Origin of the sequence: Spirosoma profusum (genome assembly GCF_014699005.1) — a bacterium.
Taxonomy (GTDB): domain Bacteria; phylum Bacteroidota; class Bacteroidia; order Cytophagales; family Spirosomataceae; genus Spirosoma; species Spirosoma profusum.
Window position 1 is genome coordinate 163803 of sequence record NZ_JACWZY010000013.1, and the last position, 22583, is coordinate 186385.

20 protein-coding genes and 1 pseudogene are annotated in these 22583 nt (G+C 49.2%); 14 read left to right on the plus strand and 7 right to left on the minus strand.

Annotated features, from left to right (window positions below; genetic code table 11):
* Positions 1–5 precede the first annotated feature (5 nt).
* The 10 genes from IC229_RS16665 to soxC all read left to right on the plus strand — a co-directional run bounded on the left by IC229_RS16665 (position 6) and on the right by soxC (position 15552).
* Positions 6–1358 carry a RagB/SusD family nutrient uptake outer membrane protein gene (locus tag IC229_RS16665; protein ID WP_190888133.1) on the plus strand — a complete coding sequence of 451 codons (1353 nt, stop codon included), beginning with the start codon at positions 6–8 and terminating at the stop codon, positions 1356–1358.
* A 57-nt stretch (positions 1359–1415) separates the two neighbouring features.
* The gene (locus IC229_RS16670; protein WP_190888134.1) at positions 1416–2777 is read left to right on the plus strand and encodes an O-acetylhomoserine aminocarboxypropyltransferase/cysteine synthase family protein; all 1362 of its coding nucleotides are present in this window, start codon (positions 1416–1418) and stop codon (positions 2775–2777) included.
* Between the two features lie 11 nt (positions 2778–2788).
* The gene (locus IC229_RS16675; protein ID WP_223834029.1) at positions 2789–4207 is read left to right on the plus strand and encodes a DoxX family protein; all 1419 of its coding nucleotides are present in this window, start codon (positions 2789–2791) and stop codon (positions 4205–4207) included.
* Positions 4208–4220: 13 nt separating this feature from the next.
* On the plus strand, positions 4221–5954 hold the full coding sequence (locus tag IC229_RS16680) for a hypothetical protein (RefSeq protein ID WP_190888135.1): 1734 nt from the start codon (positions 4221–4223) through the stop codon (positions 5952–5954).
* Between the two features lie 279 nt (positions 5955–6233).
* Positions 6234–9395: a SusC/RagA family TonB-linked outer membrane protein gene (locus IC229_RS16685; protein ID WP_223834030.1), complete on the plus strand. Its 3162-nt coding sequence runs from the start codon at positions 6234–6236 to the stop codon at positions 9393–9395.
* Positions 9396–9413: 18 nt separating this feature from the next.
* Complete coding sequence (locus IC229_RS16690) at positions 9414–10874, plus strand: RagB/SusD family nutrient uptake outer membrane protein (protein ID WP_190888137.1); 1461 nt, start codon at positions 9414–9416, stop codon at positions 10872–10874.
* A 6-nt stretch (positions 10875–10880) separates the two neighbouring features.
* The gene (locus IC229_RS36285) at positions 10881–12653 is read left to right on the plus strand and encodes a tetratricopeptide repeat protein (protein WP_190888138.1); all 1773 of its coding nucleotides are present in this window, start codon (positions 10881–10883) and stop codon (positions 12651–12653) included.
* Positions 12654–12679: 26 nt separating this feature from the next.
* The gene (locus IC229_RS16700; RefSeq protein ID WP_190888139.1) at positions 12680–13552 is read left to right on the plus strand and encodes a DUF1684 domain-containing protein; all 873 of its coding nucleotides are present in this window, start codon (positions 12680–12682) and stop codon (positions 13550–13552) included.
* A gap of 146 nt (positions 13553–13698) precedes the next feature.
* Positions 13699–14289 (plus strand): c-type cytochrome, encoded by a 591-nt coding sequence (locus tag IC229_RS16705; protein WP_190888140.1) that lies wholly within the window; start codon positions 13699–13701, stop codon positions 14287–14289.
* 12 nt (positions 14290–14301) lie between these two features.
* Entirely contained in the window at positions 14302–15552 is a 1251-nt protein-coding gene (gene soxC, locus IC229_RS16710; protein WP_190888141.1) for a sulfite dehydrogenase, read from the plus strand.
* Positions 15553–15857: 305 nt separating this feature from the next.
* On the opposite strand, the gene IC229_RS16715 is transcribed toward soxC, so the two are convergent.
* The 5 genes from IC229_RS16715 to IC229_RS16735 form a co-directional block, all read right to left on the minus strand.
* A complete protein-coding gene (locus IC229_RS16715; protein WP_190888142.1) occupies positions 15858–16349 on the minus strand; it encodes a hypothetical protein in 492 nt (163 codons plus the stop codon).
* A gap of 120 nt (positions 16350–16469) precedes the next feature.
* Complete coding sequence (locus IC229_RS16720) at positions 16470–16790, minus strand: hypothetical protein (protein ID WP_190888143.1); 321 nt, start codon at positions 16788–16790, stop codon at positions 16470–16472.
* Between the two features lie 188 nt (positions 16791–16978).
* Complete coding sequence (locus tag IC229_RS16725) at positions 16979–17344, minus strand: hypothetical protein (RefSeq protein ID WP_190888144.1); 366 nt, start codon at positions 17342–17344, stop codon at positions 16979–16981.
* A 123-nt stretch (positions 17345–17467) separates the two neighbouring features.
* A complete protein-coding gene (locus IC229_RS16730) occupies positions 17468–17734 on the minus strand; it encodes a LytTR family DNA-binding domain-containing protein (RefSeq protein WP_223834031.1) in 267 nt (88 codons plus the stop codon).
* Positions 17735–17971: 237 nt separating this feature from the next.
* Positions 17972–18478, minus strand: a complete 507-nt coding sequence (locus IC229_RS16735; protein ID WP_190888145.1) for a hypothetical protein — start codon at positions 18476–18478, stop codon at positions 17972–17974.
* A gap of 484 nt (positions 18479–18962) precedes the next feature.
* On the opposite strand from IC229_RS16735, the gene IC229_RS16740 reads away from it, so the two are divergent.
* On the plus strand, positions 18963–19130 hold the full coding sequence (locus IC229_RS16740) for a lmo0937 family membrane protein (protein ID WP_190888146.1): 168 nt from the start codon (positions 18963–18965) through the stop codon (positions 19128–19130).
* Positions 19131–19327: 197 nt separating this feature from the next.
* On the opposite strand, the pseudogene IC229_RS16745 reads toward IC229_RS16740, so the two are convergent.
* A pseudogene (locus IC229_RS16745) lies at positions 19328–20116 on the minus strand (transposase); the annotation flags it as partial.
* Between the two features lie 255 nt (positions 20117–20371).
* Between IC229_RS16745 and IC229_RS16750 the strand changes: the two are divergent.
* Together IC229_RS16750 and IC229_RS35745 are read left to right on the plus strand one after the other, a co-directional pair.
* The gene (locus tag IC229_RS16750) at positions 20372–21220 is read left to right on the plus strand and encodes an IS110 family transposase (RefSeq protein ID WP_190888147.1); all 849 of its coding nucleotides are present in this window, start codon (positions 20372–20374) and stop codon (positions 21218–21220) included.
* Between the two features lie 58 nt (positions 21221–21278).
* Positions 21279–21434 (plus strand): hypothetical protein, encoded by a 156-nt coding sequence (locus tag IC229_RS35745; RefSeq protein ID WP_262893395.1) that lies wholly within the window; start codon positions 21279–21281, stop codon positions 21432–21434.
* Positions 21435–21661: 227 nt separating this feature from the next.
* Here IC229_RS35745 and IC229_RS35320 read toward each other — a convergent pair whose 3' ends face one another.
* The gene (locus tag IC229_RS35320; RefSeq protein ID WP_223834033.1) at positions 21662–22093 is read right to left on the minus strand and encodes a transposase; all 432 of its coding nucleotides are present in this window, start codon (positions 22091–22093) and stop codon (positions 21662–21664) included.
* A gap of 203 nt (positions 22094–22296) precedes the next feature.
* Here IC229_RS35320 and IC229_RS16765 point away from each other — a divergent pair, with 203 nt between their 5' ends.
* Entirely contained in the window at positions 22297–22527 is a 231-nt protein-coding gene (locus tag IC229_RS16765) for a transposase (RefSeq protein WP_223834034.1), read from the plus strand.
* Positions 22528–22583 lie beyond the last annotated feature (56 nt).

Sequence of the window (22583 nt, forward strand, 5' to 3'; positions counted from 1 at the left end):
TACGTATGCGTGTGAAACAACCCATTTTGTTACTGCTTTTCCTCCTGACATTCAGCAGTTGCCGGGATTTTCTAGATGTAAAACCCCTGGAGTCGATTTCCGACACCGAAACCATAACGAATCAGAACTCCGCCCTCACGGCACTACGTGGTGTGTATAGCGCGTTGGGCGATGGCGGTTACTACGGTACTAGTTTTCAGAGCATTGGCTATCTGTCGGGCGACAACGTTCAATGGACGGGTTCGCAATCGCAGGTGCAGGAGTTTATCAATAAAAAGGTAAACGCCGATAATTCCACAATTTCGTCAGCCTGGATTGCCATTTACCGGACCATCAACCGGGCTAATAACGTACTGGCTAAAGTTCCGACTGTTACGGACCCATCGTTCACAACAGCCCAGAAAAATCAATACGTTGGTGAAGCCTATGCAATCCGGGCGCTGGCTTACTTCGACCTGGCCCGGACGTTTGGTGGAGTGCCCATCATTACGTCACCGACAGAGAAACCGACTGATAATTCGGGGATTAAGCGTAGTACTCAGGCCGATACGTATGCGCAGGTATTGAAAGATCTGGATGCTGCTGAGCCACTTCTGCCAACCACCGTTGATCGGTATCGGGTAACCCAACGTACCGTTTTTGCGCTGAAAGCTCGCTTTTATCTATACCAGAAAAACTACGCGAAGGCCGAAGAGTACGCCACTAAACTCATCAGCGATGCCACGAATTATCGCCTGGTAAAACCTTACGGAGCTTTCTTCCAGAGTGATGCGCGCGGTACGGCTGAGTCGGTGTTCGAGATTTTTTACAATGGTACGACCGAAGTAAACAGTCATCGTGGGCAGTGGCAACCTCAGACCAACGGCGGCACGCGGCAATGGGCGCCAAACGATGCGCTGGTGGCTTTGCTCAACAATCCGGCCATCGGTGGAAATCGCTCGGTGCTGGTAGCGAAAGACAATCAGAATCGCTGGTACGGCAATCTGTACTACCGGAATCCAGCTTCTGACCCTTCCTACATCTTCCGCATTGCCGAAGCGTATTTGATTCGGGCCGAAGCGCGCGCGCAGCAGGACAAACTTCCGGATGCACTCACCGACCTCAATGCGGTACGTGACCGCGCCGGATTAACTGCGTTGACGGCGACTACTACGCCGACAAAAGACGCGGTCTTGCTGGCGATTGAAAACGAACGTCGGGTTGAGTTTGCGCTGGAGCCTCATCGCTGGTTCGACATCGTTCGGACGGGCCGGGCGTCTGCCGTTTTCAACCTGAGCGATGCCAATCGTTACGTATTGCCAATTCCGGTTCAGCAGTTGCTGACCGACAAAGCTTTAGAGCAGAATCCGGGCTATTAGCACGTAGCATGTATTACGTATGATCTCAACAATGTCTTCAATCAAATCACAAGTATTATGAGTCAGAACCTGCGTTTCGAAACCCTGCAATTACACGGTGGTCAACAGCCTGACCCAACGACCAACGCGCGTGCAGTGCCTATTTATCAAACCTCTTCCTACGTATTCAATAATTCCGAACATGGGGCTAACCTGTTCGCACTGAAGGAATTTGGTAACATTTACAGCCGCATCATGAATCCGACCAGTGATGTATTCGAGAAGCGTATTGCTGCTTTGGAAGGGGGTGTTGGTGCTCTGGCGGTTAGCTCAGGTCATGCCGCTCAGTTTATTGCCATCAACAACATTACAACTGTTGGCGATAATTTCGTTACGTCGTCGTATCTGTACGGCGGATCTTACAACCAGTTCAAAAATTCGTTTAAGAATATCGGCGTTGAAGCTCGGTTTGCGGACGGGGATAAGGTTGGCAGCTTTGAGCGGCTTATCGATGAAAAGACCAGATTCCTCTACATCGAAACCATCGGCAATCCTGAATATAACGTACCTGATTTTGAGGCTTTCGCCCGACTGGCCGAACGGTATGATTTGCCGTTGATTGTCGACAATACGTTCGGAGCCGCAGGGGCCATTGCCCGACCAATCGATTATGGAGCGCACATTATTGTTGAATCAGCGACGAAATGGATCGGCGGCCACGGCACCACCATTGGCGGGGTGATTGTCGATGCTGGTACGTATAACTGGGGCAACGGAAAATACCCACAATTTACCAGCCCATCGCCGAGCTACCACGGTTTGGTGCTGAACAACGTATTTGGTAAAGGTGGGCCATTCGGAAACATCCAGTTTATCATCCGGGCGCGGGTCGAGGGACTACGTGACTGGGGAGCTTCGCAGGCACCGTTCAACTCATTCTTACTCCTTCAGGGCCTGGAAACGCTGACGCTACGTATCGAACGTACCAACGAAAATGCCCTGGCGCTGGCGCACTGGCTCCAGCAACACCCGGAAGTGGCTTCGGTGAAGTATCCGGGACTGGAAAGCAGCCCGTATCATGCGCTGGCCAAACGGTATCTGAAACGTGGTTTTGGTGGCGTATTGTCATTTGAACTAAAAGGCGACAAAGCACGGGCCGAAGCGTTCGTGAATAACCTCAAACTTATCAGCCACCTGGCCAACGTGGGCGATTCGAAAACGCTCATTATTCACCCGACCAGTACAACGCACTCGCAACTTTCTGATGATGAGCAACTCACAGCGGGTGTAGCGCCTACCGCATTACGTCTATCGGTGGGTATCGAACACATTGACGACATCAAGGAAGACATCGAACAGGCGCTGGCGCAGTTGTCCTATACCGGCGAGAAGCTACCTGAAGAATCTCATTTCGTACCTGCCGACAACCTGCTGGCCTAATTCTGACAATTATGAGCAACCAAACACAGGCGCTTACCGGCGTTAATCCGCTTATTGCGCAGCCCGGCCCCCGGTCGGGTTGGGGAACTCGTTCGGCTTCGAAAGCTGAATTAAGTACGGAATGGACTGGTTCGGAGAAACTAATTTTCCGGTTCGTATTTCTTTACTTTCTCATTCAGGCGTTGCCGATTGACATCCAGTTTTTTCAAAATCTGGTCGATTTTAAAGGCGGTTATACGCGCTACCTGTTCAATTTGTCGCACTACGCACCCCGTTTTTTCGGCCCTGTTGATACGTTTGCCAATTGGGGCGTTGTGGTTTTACTGGCCGCGATTGGTACGGTAATCTGGTCACGACGTAGTGACGCAACGACAAACTACGACCGGCTTTATTACTGGTTGCGCGTAGTGCTACGTTACCGGCTGGCGCTGGCTGTGCTGGCGTATGCATTCATCAAGCTGTTTCCGTTGCAGGCACCAAAACCATCAATCAGCAATCTGAACACCGCTTACGGTGATTTCACCGCCTGGAAGCTGTTTTCGCTGTCGCTGGGCGTGGTTCCGTCGTACGAATCGTTTCTGGGGCTGGTCGAATTGGTGGGTGGGTTATTGCTCCTTCACCGCAAAACGGCGACCATCGGTACGTTGATTCTGCTACCATTTTTGGGAAATATCTTTTTCTCCAATCTGGCTTACGAAGGGGGTGAATATGTCTACGCTGGCCTGCTTACTACGTTCGGTCTGGTGCTGTTTTCCTTCGATGCGATACGTTTGTTTCGACTGGTTTCGCTCGAAATTCCCGCTTCTCCGAATCGCTTTCAGCTTGTTCTTTCGGAGCAATGGCAACGTACCGGTCGGTTGGCGCTGAAAAGTGCCTTTCTCGTGTTCGTCGTGCTGATTTATGGCTTTACTACGTATCGTACTTACAAGAACGGGCCCGTACGTTTTCCGGAGACAAAGGGCTTGTCGGACGTAGCGGGTATTTATAACGTCAGCGAATTTCGTAGTGATGGCAAGTCGATTCCGTATTCAAAAACTGACCCGAATCGCTGGAAAGACGTGGTTTTCGAAACCTGGAATACCATCAGTATCAAGTCGAACCGGCCCGTAAAGCTGGTCAATACCAATACCGAAGAACTTCCGGCAACCGACGAGCAGCGGGATTATGAGCTAGCAGGTTCGCAGGGGCGGCACTACTATCGGTATACAATCGACCCAACCGGCAAGAAGCTGACACTCACGAACGCCAATCCAAATTATGCCGACGAAACATTGCAACTGACCTACAGCCGACCAACGCCCAACCAGATTATTCTGTCGGGTACCGACGAAAAGCACGATTCGGTGTATGCGGTGCTGGATAAAGTAGCTAAAAAATACCTGATCGATGAAGCCGCCAAAGCCGGTCGGCGCGGGGCACTTTCCTTATAACTCTTTTTGACCAATGGCAACTCCGAATATCACTCCCGAACGGGCCGACCTGGGGCTATTGTCGCTCGATGAACTGGCCGAACAACATCGGGCCAGTTCGAGTGAGGCAGCGCCCAACTCTGTAAATCAGCCGGTTCATAAAAAAGGCCAATCCTGGACTGAGGGGCAGAAAATTCTGTTCCGTATTGCGTTCGTTTTCTTTATCAGCATGTCGCTGCCCAATAACATCGAATGGTATAAAGAAATACTGGAATTCGATTGGCTGCACCTGCATTACCGCGACCTCTACGACGTAGCGCGTTTTGGTTCAGGACTAAATATTTTCGGGAATAAGCTCTTTGGCAGCACGTTGAACGGCTACGCTACGTGGATTATCACCCTGATTTTTGCTACGGTAATTGGGCTGATATGGACCGCCATCGCCCGATTTCGCAACAAGGAAGCCAAAGAATACAACCTCCTGTATTACTGGTTACGGGTCGTGGTACGTTACCGGGCGGGTATTGGCATCATTGGTTTCGGTTTTACGAAGCTCATGCCTACGCAGCTTCCTTACCCGTCGCTCGGCCTGCTGAACACCAACTTTGGCGACCTGACCGCTCAGAAAATCTACTGGCTATCAATAGGTATTGTGCCCTGGTACGAAGTTTTTACGGGCGTTGTGGAAGTGCTGGCCGGAGCATTGCTGTTCTTCCGGGCTACTACGTTCTGGGGTTCTGTACTGCTGTTTGGGGCGCTGGCCGATATAGTATACGTCAACTTTGCCTATGATGGGGGCGTCCATGGATACAGCTCATATTTTGTGCTGCTGTCGGGATTTCTGCTCATTTACTACATCAAAGACCTCTACAACCTGCTGATTCGTGAGCGACTGACGGTTCCTAATTATTTCGCTCCGACTTTTAGCGGTGGGCTGCAATACGCACGTATCAGCCTGAAAACCTTGACGATTGGCCTGTTTCTGGTGCTGCTGTTCTGGCTTCAATACGTCAATTTCCGCTACGATCCCTATAAGCAGCCGGCTCAGAAGGGACTAAAAGAACTGCGCGGAAACTACAACGTAACGGAATTTCAGCTCAACGGAAAAAGCCTCCCATTTTCGCCGGTGGATTCCGTTCGCTGGCAGGAAGCTACGTTCGAAAACTGGACTACGCTAACATTTAAAGTAGCAAAACCCGTTGAGTTAGACTTGTCGAATGGAGGTGGTTCACCGATGCGTGACATCAACCGAACGTTTGAGCTGACCGGTGTAGCGGGTGGACAGCGGGTGTTCTATTACGAAGCCGATACCAAGAATCATGTGCTGTATTTGCAGGACAAAAATCGGGGCGCACGAAACGCCGAGAATCGCGAATTCCTGGCTAATAACCGTGATTTCGCAGCTACAGACGCCACTAAAGTGCGTAATCAATCCGGTAGAAGAGGACGGTCTGCCGAAAAAAGAGGTGACCGTGACGAACAGCCCGACGATAACTGGATTCCGGCAGAAGCGAAAGCAATCATCGGTCCGGAAGATCTTAAAATTGACCCAATCGCCCGTTCTACACGACGTACCAAAGGGATTAAATCGGAAAGCCGCCCTGCAAAACGCAATCGGATGGTGCTTCACTATACCGCTCAAAACAACGGCGACCGCGTGATTTTACGGGGTATCAACGAGAAAAAAGATTCCATCTACGTAGTGCTCGACCGGGCCAACCGGAAGTACGCTCTCTCGGAGAGTACGCTGAAAGCCGGAACGTATTAAGTCATATTACCCCGAAGGTTCCAAAAAAAAACTGTTTAAACTTTCACAAACAGGTTTCAAATGGGCGCTTTTGTCATTCTGACGAAGGAAGAATCTTAAAGCATCCTTACCTGCGAATTGGGATGACTTCAGATTTTTCCTTCGTCAGAATGACAAAAATAGCTCTTGAGAAAAGTTAAAACAGCGTTTACTGGCACCTTCGGGTTTTAAACAACCTGAAACTACACTTAACAGATAGACAAAATGTATTTAATTTACAAACCTTCAAAAACAAGGCGCTTGCTAAGCGTACTGTTCTTTCTGCTGATCGCAACAGCAACACTCCAGGCTCAAAATCGAACCATTACGGGCACTGTTACCAGCAAAGAAGACGGTCAACCGTTACCGGGTACAAACATTGTGGTTCAGGGAACCAACGTCGGAAGTCAGACCGATGCTAATGGGAAATTCAGTGTTCAGCTTCCAGCGGGGGCTAAAAAGCTAGTTGTTACGTCGATTGGCTTTGCGAATCAGGAAGTTACCGTTGACGGAAAAGACGTTATCAATATCAGCCTTGTTTCCGATACCCGGACACTTGGCGAAGTGATGGTGGTGGGCTATGGCACCCAATCGAAGGCAGAATTTACCGGTTCGGCGGTGCGCGTAAAAGGCGACATACTGAAAGAGTTTCCTGTTCAGAGCTTCGATCAGGCGTTGACCGGACGGGCTACGGGTGTGAATATTGCCCAGCCCAATGGCGTTCTGAACAATCCGCCTGTGATACGTATTCGTGGCGTGAACTCGATTTCGCTCAGTTCATATCCACTAATTGTTGTCGATGGAATTCCTATTAATTCGGGGAACGTATCGGCCAGCACAGCCGTACCGAACAACCCACTAGGCGACATAAACCCAGCTGATATTGAGTCAATTGACGTATTGAAAGATGCCGCTTCTACGTCGATTTATGGCTCGCGGGCTGCGGCTGGTGTGTTGCTGATCACGACCAAACGGGGTAAAGCTGGCAAGCCACGTATTACGTATGATGGCTGGGCGGGTGTATCAGAAGTGGTACGTTTGCCCGAACTGCTGAATGCTGAGCAGTTCATCGCTATCAAGAACGAAGCGGTGCTGAACGCCAAAGTATTGGGTGGTAATGGTAGCAATGATAACGTAGCATCGGCGCTGTTTTTCCCGAACAAAAACCCAGATGGTTCAAACATCGATACGCGCTGGTACGATTATATCTACCGTGCTGGTACGTCGCACAATCATAACCTCAGTGTATCAGGCGGAAACGAATTCACTACGTATTACTTCTCAGCCAATTACAGCAACCAGCAGGGCTTTATCAAGGCCAACGATTTTAACCGGAAAGCGGTACGTTTCAACATCGATCAGGTCGTAACGCCCTGGTTAAAACTGAAGGGGAGTGTTTCGTACAACACCAGTTTCAACAGTTCGCCTTACGCGGGTTCGCTGCCTAGCTCGAATTTCTTTCTGGTGGGTGCGGCTCGGTTAGCCATAGCCCTTCCGCCGAACGTACCAGCCTATAATCCAGACGGTTCGTACAATATCAACCCGGCCAGCCCGAACACAATTGGCGTAGGGAACAACCAGTTTATCAGCAACTTTGGTAATCCGGCGGCCCTGATTGATCTTAACCGATACACTTCTGAAAATGACCGGATTATTGCCAGCTTTTCGGCTAACGCTAAACTGTTGAAAAATCTGGATTTTGTTAGTTCCTATGCTATCGACCGACTTCGGACCGACAATGTCAGCTTCGATAGCGCCATTCAGGGAAATGGTTTCGCCAGTAAGGGCGCGGTGGCCAATGCAACCGCCCTTCGCGATAACTGGAACTGGACCAACACGCTGACATTCAACGAAACATTTGCTGGTAAACATGGCGTGTCATTGCTGGCGGGTTATGACGTACAGAAATTCAACAATTCTTCGTGGGGCGCTACCCGTACGCAGTCATCTGACCCATTTTTCCAGAGCTATCAGGGCAACTGGGGAGCCATCACGGCTTCGGATAACGAACTCAGCGAACGCGCGTATCTGTCGTTCTTTTCACGGTTGACTTATGATTTGAGCAAAAAGTATTTTGCGACTCTCAACTTCCGTCGTGACGGTAACTCGGCGTTGGGAGCGGGTAAAAAGTTCGGGAATTTTGGGGGCGTTTCGGCGGGCTGGGCCTTGTCGGAAGAGCCTTTCTACAAAGATTCGCGGCTGGCGTCGACGCTCACAGGTATCAAATTACGGGCAAGCTGGGGCCGGGTTGGCAACGGAAATCTGAACAATGCGTTTAGTTCGCTGGAGCTGTTCAGCGGTTCGTTATATGGTAGTGCGTCCACATGGGCGCTGTCGCAGGCAGGGAACTCGAATCTGGGTTGGGAAACCAGCGAACAGACCAACATTGGGGCCGATCTGGGATTTCTGAACGACCGGATTCAGGCAGAAGTCACGTACTTCAACAACAATGTAAATGGTCTGATTCTAAGTGCGCCACAAGCTGTATCGAAAGGTATTCCGAACAATTCGATTCTGAGCAACGTAGGTTCGATGTATAACCGGGGTATTGAGCTGGGTATCAACGCGACCATACTACGTAGCAATGCTTTTTCCTGGAACGCTACGTTCAATTATACGACCCTCCAAAACCGGGTCACAGCGCTGGCTGACGGAAATACTGACATTATCGGCACCACACACGTAGCGTACGAAACCACAAACATTACGCGGGTTGGCCATTCGGTGGGTAGTTTGTATGGAGCTAAAACGGCTGGCGTTAATCCTGCAAACGGGCAACGTATATTCATCAACGGTAAGGGCGAGCAGGTACAGTATACGCAGGTCGCAGCACCCGGACAAAGCCAGTGGACGTATCTGGATGGGAAAACGGCACCCGCCATTACTGGTGCTGATTACTACCTCATTGGCAATGCATTACCAACCTGGTATGGCGGTTTTATCAATACGTTTAAGTATAAAAACTTTGATGCGAGCATCAACTTCAGCTATTCAGGTGGCAACCTGGTTATGAACGGAACCCGTGCTACGTTGCTCGACCAGCGGGCCTATAACAACTCAACCGAAATCCTCAAACGCTGGCAGAAACCGGGCGACGTTACCGATATTCCGAAGCTGGTGTATAATGACCAGACCTCGAGCGGTTCCTCGTTCCCGGTGTCGACCAACGCTGAAAAAGGCGATTTCCTACGGCTCCAGAACGCGTCGATTGGTTACCGGTTGCCCGTTACGTTGTTCGGCAAATCGGGCATTAATTCGATACGTGTGTATGCGCAGGGCTCCAACCTGTTTCTGCTGACGAAATATACCGGAACTGACCCCGAATCGTCGGTTAACGGGAATTCGAACACTACGCCGGGTATCGAGAAAAACTCGGTTGGGCAAGCCCGCACTCTCACGCTGGGCCTTAACATTGGTTTCTAATTACAACCTACCATCAAGATGAACATACAACCTGACTATAAATCGCTTCGCCAGTGGGGCAACGTAGCAGTATTTGGTTTTTTGCTAACGGCATCAGCCTGCAACGAACAGAAATACCTTAATCCAAATCCCGCTACGTCGATTACGAGTAGTAATGCGTTTGCCACTCCCGACCGCGTATTAGGCTTGGTCAATGGCACGTATAAGGCACTGAAAAGCGTGAATTTCTACGGAGGCAACTACTATACCTATATGGAAGCGCGTGGCGAGGAGTTCATTAACCGAACGAGCAATACGTTCACGGCCTACGAAGCCTGGAATCAGACGCTGAATTCGGGTTCGAATTTCGTGGCCGGATTTTGGGCGGCTGGTTACACGACCATCAATAATGCCAACGTACTGATTCAGGGACTGGCCGATAATCCAAATACGGTCAGCGAAACGCTTCGTAAACAGTACGTTGCCGAAGCCAAGTTTGCCCGCGCCCTCAGCTATTTTGCTCTGGTCACGAGTTATGCGCGGCCTTATAATGAGAATAAAGGTACGTCGCCGGGATTGCCGCTACGTTTGCAGGCCGAAAAAACAACGGCGAATAACGACCTGAAACGTAGCACCGTAGCCGAAGTTTACACCCAGATTCTGAAAGATCTGGATGAAGCTGAAACCGATCTGCCTGCTACGTATACAACAGGGTTACTCAACACAACGCGCGCCCATAAAAACGCGGCAATTGCCCTAAAAACACGCGTTTATCTGAATCAGGGAAATTATGTTAAAGTAATTGAAGAGGCTAAAAAGATTGTGTCGGCCAGTGCACCTTATTCGGCAGCTACGGGCGTAAAACACCAGTTGCAGAACATCGTCGAAATTTTCACGACCAACTACACGAGCACCGAGTCGATTTTGTCGGTGCCGATGACTGAGCTGGATAACGTAACGGGGCAATCGTCGTTCCCCTACGTATTCAACGCCAACGCCGAGTACAACCTGAACCCGAGCGGTATCTGGGGCAATACGGAATGGAAATCGACGGATTTGCGGAGAACGTTTGCGCGGACGGCATCGGGCGTGCAGTTTCTGACCAAATATAACAAGCCGTCGCCTTTTCTGGATTACATGCCGATACTACGTTACGCCGAAGTGCTGTTGAACTATTCAGAAGCAGCAGCCCGCACCGGCGATCTGGTAACGGCTATGAATCTGCTGAAAGCGGTACGTAATCGTTCCGATGCGAGTTATGTGTTTCCGGCCAGCGCCGTTGGTACGCAGGAAGCCTTAGTAAATACCATTCTGACCGAACGACGTATTGAATTACTGGGAGAAGGGTTCCGCTCAAACGATCTGCTACGTAACCTGCTGCCGCTTCCGGCTAAATCCAGTTCGTCGAACACCGCGCCCGCTGTGCAGCCCTCGCAGGCCAACTACATTTTCCCGCTGCCAAATACAGAGATTGTTACGAACAAACTATTGCTGAATTGATCGCCTATGAAAGCAATCCCTTTTCTCCTCTGTCTGATTACGCTGAGTACGTTTGCTCAGCGAGTCAGGCGGGCTGAAGGCTCATCAGATGAGCATCAGCATGGTACGCAACAACACGAAGCGCACGACGGCGAGAGCCACGACCACCTCACACACATTCTGGATTATCGGAAGGAGACGGCCTACGTACCGAATCTGCCTCCTCCGCAGGTGCTGGAAGGAATTGGTGCAGTTGATTTTAAAATCAGTACTACGTCGAAAAAGGCGCAAACGTTTTTTAATCAGGGTGTAGCGTTGCTGCATTGCTTCTGGGATTTCGAAGCGTATCGGGCATTCAAAGAAGCCATTCGCAACGACTCAACAGCTATCATGCCGTATTGGGGACTTTACAGCGCGATTGGCGCCATTGAAGGAAACGAGTTTGCGGCCGATAAAAAGCTGGCCGTTCGGAAGCTGAAAGCGTTGAAAGCCAAAGCTTCGGAACGAGAGCAATTGTATGCAGAAGGTATCTTACTCCGCGATGCCGACGCTGAGAACGGCAAAACAGCTTACCAACGCAAACTGGAAATCATCGTGCATAAATTTCCGGACGATGTAGATGCGAAGTTGTTTCTGGCCCTGAGCAAAATGAGCGGTTACGACACCGAACTGAACCCGCGCGACGGGCAGCTATTTGCCGAATACCTGCTACGTGATTTGCTCAAAACCCATCCTGAGAACGCAGCCGCACACCATTACTGGATTCATCTGATGGAAAACTGCTGCCCCGAACAGGCACTGGAAAGTTCTCAAAAACTGCCCCTTCTGTCGCCCGGTGCCGGTCATATGGTGCACATGCCCGGTCATGTTTACTACAAAGTGGGTGATTACAAACGCGCTTATGATTCGTTTATAGCGGCCGTGGCAGTTGATTCGGCGTATATGAAAAAGCAGAATATGCCCGAGGTTGATACCTGGAATTACATCCACAATATCAATTACTTACTATCGAGTTGTGCGGAAGATGGTCGGTACAGCACCGCGTTGTATTACGCTGAGAAGCTGAAAAACATGCCCGCCACCAAAGAGCGTAAGCAGAAGTACGAAGGCCGTTTTTTCTATCAGGGCATTATTGCTCCCGCCAAAATGGAGCTGTGCTTTGGCTTTTACAAAAAAGCCGCCGACCGACTGGCAGCGATCAAGATTGATACTGATAGTTTGTACAGCGCGAAAGCGATGGCGTATAAAGACGGCCTGTTTTATTTCGCTTCGGGTATGGAGGCCGTGAGCCATAATCGGATTGAGGATGCGCGCCATTTTGTTGATGCGCTGGATGCACTTCTCTGGCGTAACAGCCATCAGGCGAAGGCCGGAGAACTCATCAATGGACAGCGTCAGAATCACCTCAACGTAGCATCGCTCGAATTACAGGGCGTTATCCTGAGTGCACAAAATCGCCACCAGGAAGCGATTGCTACGCTCGAAAAGGCGCAGAAAAAAGAGAAAGACCTCGGCTACAGCGAGCCACCGACCTATGCCCGGCCGGTGCTGATTAGTCTGGCAGAGGCTCAGTTACGGGCGGGCCATGCCGACAAAGCCATCACGGCGTATCAGGATCTGCTAAAACAACATCCGAATTCGGCCAATGCGTATTGGGGGCTTTACAAAATCTATAAACAGCAGAAGAACGTAGCACAGACTTCGCACTACGCAACCCGCCTTCACGACGTAACGCAATACGGCGATACGTCTTTGTTTCCAATTGATAGCCAAGCACTTCATCAACAAAAACATAATTAATCAATCATTTATAAATTATAAAAACAATGAAAAAACACCTGCTTCTGGTAGTAGCCACGGTATTCCTGGCCGCCTTTACGTTCGAAAAACCTTACGAAGAAGAGATTCGGGAATGGCACAGCAAACGTATCAATGACCTGAAAAAAGAAGACGGCTGGCTGAATCTGGCGGGTCTATTCTGGCTGAAAGAAGGCGACAATACGTTCGGTGGTGATGGTAGCAATAACATTATCTTTCCGTCTGACCACAGTGATGCGTTTCTGGGAAAATTTGTCCTGAAAAATGGCAACGTAACGGTGCAAACCAAAGATGGAGCGTCAGTTTTTGAGGGCGAAAAACCCGTCAGTACGTTAGAAATCTTTTCATCCACGGGAAGACCTCTGGTTCTGAAACACAAATCGTTACGTTGGTTTGTGATTCAGCGGGGCGACAAATACGCCGTTCGGTTGCGCGATCTGGAAAGCCCATATCTGAAAGGATTCGCCGGCATCGATACGTACCCAATCAGCCAGGATTGGCGCATTAAGGCGAAGTTTGTGCCGACGGTTGGTAAGAAAATTACGATTATTGACATCACAGGCCGGTCATACGAACAGGAATCGCCTGGACAACTGGTGTTTACCGTCGCTGGTAAAGAGCAGCATCTGGACGCAACGGGTAATAAAGACCGGCTTCATTTTGTCTTTGCAGATCAGTCAAACAAGCACGAAACCTATGGTGGCGGCCGATTCCTGGATGCGCCTGGACCTGACGCTGAAGGCTACACATATCTGGATTTCAACAAGGCGTATAATCCGCCGTGTGCTTTTACACCCTATGCTACGTGCCCGACACCGCCAAAGCAGAACCGCCTGACAGTTGCCATTGCAGCGGGTGAAAAACGATACGGCGATCATTAAATACTTCAAAATTTTACGCTTTTTTGTCATGCTGACGCAGGAAGCATCTTTAACTATCCTTACTAGAGCGTTTGGACACTATAAGATGCTTCCTGCGTCAGCATGACAAAATGTACAGCATTACCTACTTTTAGAGGTTTATCTACATGCTTATAAAACAGCATCTTATTCAAGGTCTGGTCGTGTTGACCGGCCTATTTTCATTGAATGCGCAGTACGTCCCTAATCAGCAGAGCGACAGGCTGGTTAGACCGGATTCGTTACCCGTTCGGTTTTGGTTTGGCCGGCCTGCTACGTCGGAACACATCGCGCGCCTGAACGATGATGTGCGGCCAGATGGACTAGGTCTGCCTTCCGGTGAAGGCGTGGCAACACAGGGAGCGGTGTTGTTTGCGGCTAAATGTGCGGCCTGTCATGGAGAAGGCGGTACGGGTGGTACGGGTGGAGCTTTGGTCGTTAAGCCAGCAGCGCCGGGGAAACGCACGGAGAAAGTAATAGGCAATTATTGGCCGTATGCCACGACTGTTTTCGATTATATTCAGCGGGCTATGCCGTTCAATGAACCGGGTTCGCTGACGCCAAATGAAGTGTATGCGTTAACGGCTTACTTGCTGACCGCCAACAAATTGATCGACGAAAAAACAGTTCTCAATGCAAATACGCTACGTAGTGTGAAGATGCCCGCACAACCACTTTTTGTTCCCGATGACCGAAAAGGCGGCCCTGACATACGTTAAGCGACAGACTAGATGGAACCGAATCAACCCCAAAAAAAAATAACCCGCCGTACGTTGCTGGGCGGTGCCGCTACAGCCGCTGTTGCTGTAGTACAAACTTCCTTTGCCAGAGGCCGGTCCGCCGTTGCGGTTCAGATTGGCATTGACGAGAAAACCATACTGACCGAAGATCCGACCAAACAGATGGGTGTTCCACCCGGAAAAGTTGGTACCCGTTCGACCTTTGAAAAACTGGCCAAAAATCCGTCCGATATTTCGTCGCGTTCACCGCTTCAGGATTTCTACGGCATCATCACCCCGTCTGATTTACACTTCGAACGGCATCATAACGGCGTACCGGCTATTGACCCGGCGAAATATGAATTAACCATACATGGCCTGGTGGAGCGACCGATGATTTTCTCATTGGTCGATTTGAAACGATTTCCCAGCGTATCGCGGATTGCATTTCTGGAATGTTCCGGCAATTTCCGGACGGGCAAGGAAACCATGTCACCCCAGGAAATCTGCGGTTTGACAAGTCAGAGTGAATGGACAGGTGTAAAATTATCGACGTTATTTCGGGAGGTTGGTGTGAAGCCCAACGCCAGCTGGTTTCTGGCCGAAGGTGGAGATGCGGCCCGTATGACACGTAGCATTCCAGTTTCTAAAGGATGGAACGATGCCATTATTGCCTACGCACAGAATGGCGAAGCTATCCGCCCTGAACAAGGCTATCCAGTACGTTTATTTCTGCCGGGTTGGGAAGGTAATACGAGCGTGAAATGGCTCCGCAGACTTGAACTGGGTGATGCGCCCTGGCACACACGTGAGGAGACGTCAAAGTATACGGAAGGTATTAAAGATGGAAAAATTCGTCAGTTCAGTTTCGATATTGACGCCCGTTCCATTATTACGTTTCCGGCTTATCCAGCACAAATTCAAAAAGGCTGGATCGAAATTCGAGGGTTGGCCTGGAGTGGTCGTGGAAAAGTCTTTAAGGTTGAGGTCACTACCGACGCGGGTAAAAGCTGGCAACAGGCTCAATTGCAGGAACCCGTATTAGATAAGGCACATGTACGTTTTCGGCACCTATGGCAATGGAACGGGGCCACAACGGAAATTATGAGTCGCGTTACCGACGAAACTGGCTACGTACAGCCAACCTTTGCGCAGCTTATCGACGCACGCGGTAGTGATGGAGGGTATCATTTCAACCCAATTACAGTATGGCAAATTAAAGCCGATGGACGCGTCTTTAACAAACCCGAAAATTTTCGATAACTCAGGTTTTTAGCAGCTAGATTCATATAAATAATCCAAGTTGCGAGATAGTGGGCTCATTCCTCAATCAGCCTATCAAACGTATATGCCAACACAAACAGAAACACTTTCAGTAAAAAAACCGTCGGCAGTGACCGCATGTAATTTAAGAGGAAACAGATTCTCAATCTGACTAATGCTGGTCTCTACTGGTTTACGAAACACCTTTTTCAGATAAGCCTGCCAGACTTCGTCTGGACGCTTGCTATTCTTCGTCGTCTTAATTAGGAGCCTTATGTGAGAATGAACGACTTAGGGAGCTAGCCTTAAATCGAGGGGGCTTGATACTTATACGTTAGCGTACTCCTTAAAGCTGATTGTAATTGTTTCGCTAATCCATCCATATAGGAAAACGCTAACCGTTGCCCAGAGTTGCGGTCTTTGGCGAATAGAACGGGCGTGCTCCGAGATGATAGCGGTAGATTAGCCCCCGTGGTACTCTCTATCGTACGACCGGTTAACTCGATTATACCCGCCATAATCTTGATCTGTCCTTCAAAGACCAAACCCTTAGCCGCAAAAACCGAGTTGCTTTGCGAGCGAATTAAGAGTCGATTTTCTGGACCACTAAAGGCAAGTGACTGCTCGGTCAGCACGGTCGTTATGGCGCTATAGGCTGGCTTATCTGCTAAAAAAGTAGATAACAAAATCGTGTTGGCGCCTATAAAAGGAGCAGGCTGGGCCTTAATCGGTAGGGCGGCTAAACAGAGCGTCAAGACAAATAGATAATTTGACAGAGGGTTAACAACGTGTTTCATAAAAAGAGGGGTTATACATTCACTAACTATGCCCATATAGCGCACTAAAAACGCAACCAACCGGCTGCGTTTTTAGGCGCTTTTTGCTCTAACTAATAGATTTACTTAACCACTTTCCTATTAATCGACACCAGCCGCCTTTTTGGTCTTATTCTTGGCGACGGCTTTCAACTCCTTGGCCTCACTTTTTAATTCCTTCTTGTGGGCATGTTTCATTTTTCGATCCGCTTTGGCTTGGCGCGTCTTTGAATCAGAAACACCCGCAATCTCAAGGCCTTTGCCGGTGGCTGCATTCGAGCGTAATTCCTTGGCTTTGGCTACTTTCTTGTCCGCCTTCTGTTCTTTTTTCTCGGCTTTGGCGACCTGAGCCGCCTGTCCAAAACTGGTTTGTGCAGCCGTTAACATCGCGATAACTGATGCTGCTACGATGATCTTGTTCATAACAATTGATTTAAATTAGTGAAAGGATTATGGACTCTTTACGCTGTTCATTAGCACTGGTGCCCTTGCGCATCAAGGGGTAAATAGTAAGTTAAGCTTGGCGCCGGACGTCTCCGGACGCCAAGCTGGTCGTGAATGGTAGGCTCGTGAAATGGTGGATCAGTTTATGTAGTGGCTCAACTAGGCGTCTACTTCAAGCGTTGCGACCGAGTCAGTAGCCAACCTGCCGACTCAGCACCTTCCTTTTTCGTCTTCATCAGTGCTGTCATCTTATGGGGTAAGCTATACGACTGCCGCAATGACTGCGTTTTTCTGTCTGCTTTCGGAATGGGCGTAGTGGGTTGGTTACCAGTCATTCTAGCCTGAATGAATCGGTAAGCCAGGTAGCAATAAGCCAGGATAACCCCCGTTTCCATCACTGTATTGAGGGGCACTCGCTCATAACTCCCTAGCTGCATATCCTCATACCAGTCAAGCAGCACCCAGCAGTAGCCGACAAACAATAGCAGGCTGGCCAGGATGACACTTGGCAATATTATTCTTGAGTTTTTCATGATCGTGTCTAGTAGAAAAAATACCTGTCAATAAGATAAGAAACGCCGATGCATCTTGAGCTTGCTCAACACGGGAAAAATACGCCGACGGGATACTTTGATGACGGGCTGGTTAAGCAAATTCTATTCCAGGGTCAGGGCATTGGGATTAGCCAGCGATTGCACATAACCGGGATTAATCAAATCGGATTTATGAACACGAACGAAGTCGGGTAATAGCTGTTCGAACCAAATCAGGCTTTTAGCGATCAGCAACGGTTTATGCACTTGTCGATGCAACCAGGAGTAATTGCCGAACCCTTGTAAACGAACAATGGTATTTAATGGAATGGGGCTTTCACAGCCGGGGATTTTGATAGATACCTCAAGTGGGTTAACAGCAGGAGCCATAACGAGAATGGTTGACAGTAAAAGCGAATAAAAAAGCCCGAATACAGTCTCTTGAGCCAACGATTACTTTCGTTGGCGACCACTAGAATAGCAGTGTAGATCAGGAGGATTTGGTACTCCACACCACGTGAAAGTTCTCTAAATCGAATCCATGCGGTTCCGTTAGCTGGGTGGGAAGCATGACTGATCAACTTACTACTAAAGCAGAGCAATAGGAAACCAGTCAGCAAGAAAGGTTCATAGCCGCCAGATGGCATGCAACACTTGCAAGCGTCTGCGTTTAGGGGGCTTGTAGATGTATAAAGCCAGGGGTACTAAAACCAACGCGAATGACCATTCGACAGAGCAGACGAGCGGATGCTTATCGGAAACAATTACCGCTTGGGCTGGTTTGATTTTCCGATAAACACTTTCAGTCGGTTTGGGAGTTTGAACGGGTGTGGAGGGAACATACGTATCATAAACATCCCCAAAGCCATCGCCGGTCTCCCCCAGATCAAGCTCTAGTGCGGAGCACGTATAAAATAGCCCGACCAGAATTACTGTCAGTTGAATCGCTAGCTGACGGCTCCAGTCAAACCGACTAGCTCTCCGTTTCAGTAGGCTATACCGGAAACTCAGGTTGTTTTTTTGGGAAGCTATCCAGACGCTCAACATTGCCGTTTTAGAAGGAGAGTAGGTTAAAACTGATTGACTAACAAACGGACTTCCGATCAAGGAGTTGGGGCCAAAGCCGGAAGGCATACAATTCGTTTTTGATGTAGCAGTAGAGCAATTTCTGTCACATTTGAGACGATCACGTTTGATACATTAAAATTTCAGTCAATCGAGAAGGCGATCTGGATGTTTATTTTAGGGGCAAAACACCTGCCAACAACTATGTTCGGTATAACTACTTAATAACTACTAAGGCCTGATGTGTAGTCAAAAACACGTAATAGCCTCAGGAAAGACCATTTCCATTGCCTAATTAGATGTTTATCGTTTAGCGCTAAACCATATTTAGGCTGGCCTTATTCTCACTTGATGAGGAATAAATTCTACAGGATGAGGAAATAACTATTCAATCCCTAAAATTAATTTCCTTTTAACAGGTCTAAATAAACGGTTACATATATACGTAATTTGTCAATCTATCATTTTTACATGTTCACGAATTAGGGATGGGCGAAAACATTCTTAAATTCTTACGTGTTAGTCAGAGCATTCACTAAACTCATATCAACTCATGGGTAATCTGCTGTATACAATCGCTGTTATATTAGTCATTTTTTGGCTCTTAGGCTTTTTGGGAGTTTTAGGAGCTGGCATTGCCGGTAGTGGCCTCATCCATATACTGCTAATAATAGCAGTGATCGCTATTATTTTTCGTTTGATCCAAGGGCGAGGCGTTTGATTGGCTTTCTATCGGCGCTAAAAAGTGTAAATAGTCGGTCAATACTACAGTTGAAGAATTGACCGACTATCTTCTGGGCTCATTATCGTAATTTGCCGTTTCAATAAACGCCCGTGGCTGTTGCACAACTCCATTTTCTACATTGATTTGTCATAGCCTGGTAAGCTACTGGGATTTTTTACCATTGTCATCCCTCCTCAGTTGAGAAAAAGCGTGGTAAAGCCTATAAAAGGGCCTTGAGAGGTCAATGACCATTCCACTTTTAGAGCTATGGCCTGATTGAGAGTGAATTTGGTGGTGAACTTCATGTACTTCTTCAGATTGAAGGCAACGGCCGCCATCAACATCACCTTATGAGCTCCTGCTTTACCACGTACATTGATCTTTCGTAAGCCAGTGTACTCTACTAAACTGCCTAAGACCGGTTCTACCGTCTGTTGGCGAAGCCGCTTCATACGCTTGCCCCGACGACTTTGCTGGCGATCCAAGGCTCGACGATAGAAGGCATCATAGGCCGTCCGGGTAATCTGTCGGCATTTACTGTTAGAAATACACGTGGGTTTAAGCGGGCACTGTTGGCAGTCCTGATAAGCAGCTCGGTAGATTTTCAGCAAACCGCCATCGGCCTGCGAATCAAAATTCTTAAAGGGCAGTATCTTACCAGCAGCACAGCGGAACTGGTCAGCTACGGGATCATAGGGGAAGCCGTCAATCTGTGGCTTATACTTGCCGAACACGGGTATCCATCCGGTGTTGTTCCACCCCTCCAGCAAGGCGTAGTTGCTGCCGTTCGGGTAGCCAGTATCGGCCAGTATTTCTTCTAAACGCACCTCATTGTGGGCCAACCGCTGCCGAAGCTTTAGGGTAATGTCGGGTAGGGACTGGCTGTCCCGGCAATCGGCAAAATCGGCCTGTACATGGCTGATAACCCCTTCGGCTGTGTCTACTGCCAGGCTACAATTATAGTTGAGTTTACGGGCTTTGCCCGACGGTCCGCCCTTTAGGTTTGCTGGCTGGTAAGAAACCAAGATTTGGTAGTTTGCCAGTAGTCAACCAGAGTGGGGTAGACTATCGGTCCGCCAAGGAGTTAGACCTATGCAGCGATTCAGTCCCCACTCTGTTTACATTGCCCAGACTCGGATAGAAATTAGGGGTCTCAGGCCCACGAAAGGGTTCGAGTGTAAGCATGTTGTTGGCTACTCATCCAAAACTAAATAGCATCATGAACTTTTGCTACTTTATTGGCATCGACCGGGGCCGCCCGCGCGGTTGCCAAGGACACGCTCGACTGGGCCGTATACACCCAACAAGGGGTGCAACTCAGCACCCACACGTCCAACACCCTGACGGGCATCAGGACCGCTTTCGCCCAGTTTAAATCACGGCCTGGCTGGAATCCCAAACAGGCCGTTTTTTGCATGGAACATACTGGCATCTACAACGCTCACCTGTTGGACTTACTTGACCAACAAAAACTGGCCATCTGGCTGGAATCATCTTTGCAAATCAAACAGGCTGGTGGGATGCAACGGGGCAAAACCGATAAAATTGATGCTCAGCGGATTGCCCAATACGCCCGCTCCGGCGGCCCGGTATCGTTTCCGCGATCAAATGTGCCTTTGGCAGCCGCCACGCGAGATTATGCAGAAACTGGCTTTTCTGACCGGGCCGCCGGAGCGGTGCCACCCGTCAGCGGCTCAATCAAGCGGCACGGGCCGCCCCGCTATAATCTGCTGGCTGTTCCGGTAGCCGAGCAGGAAACGTTCATCAGCAAATCGTTGCAAAAGACCGCACCGGCGGACCGGCTCAAAGGCAATGTCAAAAAGTCGCTCACGGCTCTCCAAGAAGAACAAAAAGTCGTTGAACAACAGATCAAGGACCTCATTCAGACCGACGCTCGGCTGAAGGAATTGTTCGATCTGATAGTCTCTGTACCGGGCATTGGGCCTGTGATTGCGACCGAACTGTTAGTAGCCACTAATGAGATGCAGACTATCAGCGATCCTAAAAAGTTGGCTTGCCATGCCGGTGTTGCTCCCTTCGACCGGGCCGCCGGAGCGGTACCGTTCGGGCACGAGTATCCGTGGTAAAACCAGGGTGAGCCACCAGGCCCGAAAGCGACTGAAATCCTTGATTCACATGGGCACCATGTCGGCGATCCAAGTCAAAGGCGATCTTCAGGAGTACTACCTACGAAAAATAGGTGAGGGCAAGCATACGATGCTGGTGTTGAATGCAGTTCGTAATAACGGGGCCGCCCGTGCGGCTGATCCACCGGGTTTGTGCCGTTGTTCGTCGGGGTGAAAAATATGACAAAAATTATACGATAGCCCTTGCTTAACCCATAGAAATCGCTGCGGTTGCTCAGCAGTTAGGCTTTTTCATTGCTGGATCCTAGGGTGGTTGGCGCACTTTGCAAATTCTGCTGGCGCTTGGCTAGTCTCCTCAGCTGATGATCAGCAGCCGTGATCACCGAGGCTGCCTGACGGGGGCTGAGTTTGGGAATCGAGTTTACTGGTCCATTTTGATCTTCAGCTTGGGTTAGTAACTTGGGTCCAGGTCGCTGGGGTTGTTTTTCTAAGAGCGTTTCCATCGACGCGTTCGCTTTGACAGGGGCCGAACGGTCCGCCGTAGCGGTCGATAGCGACCCGTCGACCGGCTACTATATTATTAGCTACACATAGGCTGAACACCTTGTCAAATAGTAACTCGAAAAGTGCTTCTGGGTAAAGTTGGCGGGTCCGGCTCAGGGTGGAATGCCAAGGAAGCGGCTCATCGATGTTATAACCCAGGAAATACAACATATCCATTCGCAGGGCGCAATGCTCGATCAGCTCTCTGTCAGATATAATATTCTCTAGATAGCCAATGAGCATGAATTTGAACCGGGCCGCCGGAGCGGAATACAACTGGATCAATCGAGGGATTGCCAGTTGAGCCATAGCAGTCTTTGGTGTGTTCATAGAGGAACGTCAGATCAAGCGTCTCCTTCAGCCGACGGTAGAAATTATTCTTCGGAAGGCGGCTGGAAAGTTGGAAATGAGTGATGAGTTTTTCGTGGTCGCATTTTCTTCCTTGCATAGTTGAAGATGGAGCTGTTTAAACTTTACGAATAATCCCCAAAACCGTGTGAATTTTGAAGTGCGAACTTTAAACAAACACAGGCATGGGGATCATCAGCAAAGCTATGATTGAAAAGTGGGTTTTGCCACATTTGACCATCGGAACACGTGGATTTGATACCACTGTACCGCTCACCGAAATCGTGGAATGCATTTTTCATCGGTTAAAAACGGGTTGTCAGTGGCGTGAACTACCTACTAAACAGTTCTTTACCGATAAAGTATTGGGCTGGAATTCGGTCTTTTACTATTATAACCTAAGTTGTGTGGTATGATGTGGACCGACTAAAAAAAGCATGGTTTGAATAGTTTTGAGTCGCCAAACCTAAAC

Coding starts and splice junctions, on each gene's coding strand:
- IC229_RS16665 (WP_190888133.1), top strand. CDS start 6: ATGCGTGTGAAACAACCCATTTTGTTACTGCTTTTCCTCCTGACATTC.
- IC229_RS16670 (WP_190888134.1), top strand. CDS start 1,416: ATGAGTCAGAACCTGCGTTTCGAAACCCTGCAATTACACGGTGGTCAA.
- IC229_RS16675 (WP_223834029.1), top strand. CDS start 2,789: ATGAGCAACCAAACACAGGCGCTTACCGGCGTTAATCCGCTTATTGCG.
- IC229_RS16680 (WP_190888135.1), top strand. CDS start 4,221: ATGGCAACTCCGAATATCACTCCCGAACGGGCCGACCTGGGGCTATTG.
- IC229_RS16690 (WP_190888137.1), top strand. CDS start 9,414: ATGAACATACAACCTGACTATAAATCGCTTCGCCAGTGGGGCAACGTA.
- IC229_RS36285 (WP_190888138.1), top strand. CDS start 10,881: ATGAAAGCAATCCCTTTTCTCCTCTGTCTGATTACGCTGAGTACGTTT.
- IC229_RS16700 (WP_190888139.1), top strand. CDS start 12,680: ATGAAAAAACACCTGCTTCTGGTAGTAGCCACGGTATTCCTGGCCGCC.
- IC229_RS16705 (WP_190888140.1), top strand. CDS start 13,699: ATGCTTATAAAACAGCATCTTATTCAAGGTCTGGTCGTGTTGACCGGC.
- soxC (WP_190888141.1), top strand. CDS start 14,302: ATGGAACCGAATCAACCCCAAAAAAAAATAACCCGCCGTACGTTGCTG.
- IC229_RS16715 (WP_190888142.1), bottom strand. CDS start 16,349: ATGAAACACGTTGTTAACCCTCTGTCAAATTATCTATTTGTCTTGACG.
- IC229_RS16720 (WP_190888143.1), bottom strand. CDS start 16,790: ATGAACAAGATCATCGTAGCAGCATCAGTTATCGCGATGTTAACGGCT.
- IC229_RS16725 (WP_190888144.1), bottom strand. CDS start 17,344: ATGAAAAACTCAAGAATAATATTGCCAAGTGTCATCCTGGCCAGCCTG.
- IC229_RS16730 (WP_223834031.1), bottom strand. CDS start 17,734: ATGGCTCCTGCTGTTAACCCACTTGAGGTATCTATCAAAATCCCCGGC.
- IC229_RS16735 (WP_190888145.1), bottom strand. CDS start 18,478: ATGCCTTCCGGCTTTGGCCCCAACTCCTTGATCGGAAGTCCGTTTGTT.
- IC229_RS16740 (WP_190888146.1), top strand. CDS start 18,963: ATGGGTAATCTGCTGTATACAATCGCTGTTATATTAGTCATTTTTTGG.
- IC229_RS35745 (WP_262893395.1), top strand. CDS start 21,279: ATGTCGGCGATCCAAGTCAAAGGCGATCTTCAGGAGTACTACCTACGA.
- IC229_RS35320 (WP_223834033.1), bottom strand. CDS start 22,093: ATGAACACACCAAAGACTGCTATGGCTCAACTGGCAATCCCTCGATTG.
- IC229_RS16765 (WP_223834034.1), top strand. CDS start 22,297: ATGGGGATCATCAGCAAAGCTATGATTGAAAAGTGGGTTTTGCCACAT.